This window comes from Microbacterium sp. Leaf351 (assembly GCF_001423825.1).
GTDB classification, from domain to species: Bacteria; Actinomycetota; Actinomycetes; order Actinomycetales; family Microbacteriaceae; genus Microbacterium; species Microbacterium ginsengisoli.
Genome location: NZ_LMPK01000016.1, coordinates 428 through 2,125 on the forward strand (window position 1 = coordinate 428; position 1,698 = coordinate 2,125).

The 1,698-nt window shown below is 71.9% G+C and carries 2 protein-coding genes; one reads left to right on the plus strand and one right to left on the minus strand.

The window, feature by feature from the left end; genetic code table 11:
• A partial coding sequence (locus ASG00_RS06775; protein ID WP_235559399.1) for a mannitol dehydrogenase family protein occupies window positions 1–1,120 on the plus strand: 1,120 nt, incomplete at its 5' end.
• A gap of 73 nt (window positions 1,121–1,193) precedes the next feature.
• On the opposite strand, the gene ASG00_RS15705 is transcribed toward ASG00_RS06775, so the two are convergent.
• Window positions 1,194–1,698: substrate-binding domain-containing protein (locus ASG00_RS15705; RefSeq protein ID WP_200930876.1), on the minus strand; the 505-nt coding region annotated here is incomplete at its 5' end.

The following is a 1,698-nucleotide window of genomic DNA, read 5'->3' on the forward strand; positions in this document are numbered from 1 at the left end:
CGCGCACCCCGACACCCGCATCGTCTCGCTCACGATCACCGAGGGCGGGTACGGCATCGACGACGCGACCGGCGCCTTCCGGCCGGTGGATGCCGCGGTGCTCGCAGATCTCGAAGGGTCGTCGTCGGACGTGCCCCGCAGTGTGCTCGGCTATCTGACCGCGGCGCTGCGGCGCCGCCGCGACGCCGGCGTCCCCGGGTTCACGGTGATGTCGTGCGACAACATCCAGGGCAACGGCCACGTCGCGCGCACGGCGCTGCTCGGATTCGCGGAGCGCGTCGACTCCGACCTGGCCGCCTGGATCGGCGAGACGGTGTCGTTCCCGAACTCGATGGTCGATCGCATCACCCCCGTCACGACCGACGAGACGCGCGCCGCGGTCTCGCGCGACATCGGCATCGAGGACGGCTGGCCGGTGCACTCCGAGTCGTTCGAGCAGTGGGTGCTCGAGGACGACTTCCCCCTCGGCCGCCCGGCACTGGACGAGGTCGGCGTGCAGCTCGTGGACGAGGTGCTGCCGTACGAGCTCATGAAGCTCCGGCTGCTCAACGCGTCCCACCAGGCGATGAGCTACCTGGGGATCCTTGCGGGTGAGCGCTTCGTGCACGACGTGTGCACCGATCCGCTCTTCGTCGGGTTCCTCCTCGACTACATGCACATCGAGGCGATTCCGACGCTCGAACCCGTGCCGGGCATCGACCTCGACGCCTACTGCGCGACCCTCATCGCGCGCTTCGGCAGCGAGGCGATCCGTGACACGCTCGCCCGCCAGGTCGTGGACGGCTCGGATCGCATCCCCAAGTTCCTGCTGCCGGTCGTGCGGTCCCGCCTCGCCTCCGGCGGCGACATCCGCCGCGCGGCACTCGTGCTGGCCGCGTGGAGCGTGTTCCTCGAGCGCAGCGCGGAGCCCGGCACCGCTCTGCCGGCGGTCGATCGCCGACTGGGCGAGTTGCAGGAGGCCGCCGCCCGGGAGGGGGCACGACCCGGCGCGTTCCTCGACTACGCGCCCGTGTTCGGCGAACTGGGAGTCGATGCGGCACTGCGGGCGGCGTTCATCGCTGCGCGCGCCTCACTCGCTGAGCGCGGCGCACGCGGCGCGATCGAGGCACTCCAGGGCTGACGGCGCTGCCCGGCCACGGCCGGGCAGCGCCGGACGCGTGCGCCGTCCGACGGACGTGCGACGCCCTCCGCCGTCAGTCGCCCGCGGGCGCCGGAAGCCGGCACGACTCGCGCTCGACGAGAGCGACGTCGAGCACCGTGACCTCTTCCAGCCCTCCGTCGACCCCGGCGAGGCGATCGAAGATGCGGGCCGCCGCGAGCGCGCCGAGCCGATACGGATCCTGGTCGATGACCGACACCGACGGCGTGAGCGTATCGGCCATCGGGAAGTCGCCGAACCCGATCATCGCCATCGGGTCCGCGCGCAGCACATGCGCGAGCGCCATCGAGGTGCGCGCGTTGGCGGAGAAGAGAGCCGTGGGCGGTTCGGGCAGCGCACGCAGGCGCACGAGCGCCGCGGCCGCGGCATCCCGATCCGACACCATCACCTCGACGAGGTCGTCCGAACGACGGATGCCGGCCTCGTCCTGTGCCCGGCGCCACCCCTCGAACCGCTTCGTCTCGGTCGACAGATGCAGCACGTCGCCCACGTACGCGATGCGGCGGTGACCGTGGGCGATGAGATGGGAGACCGCCAGG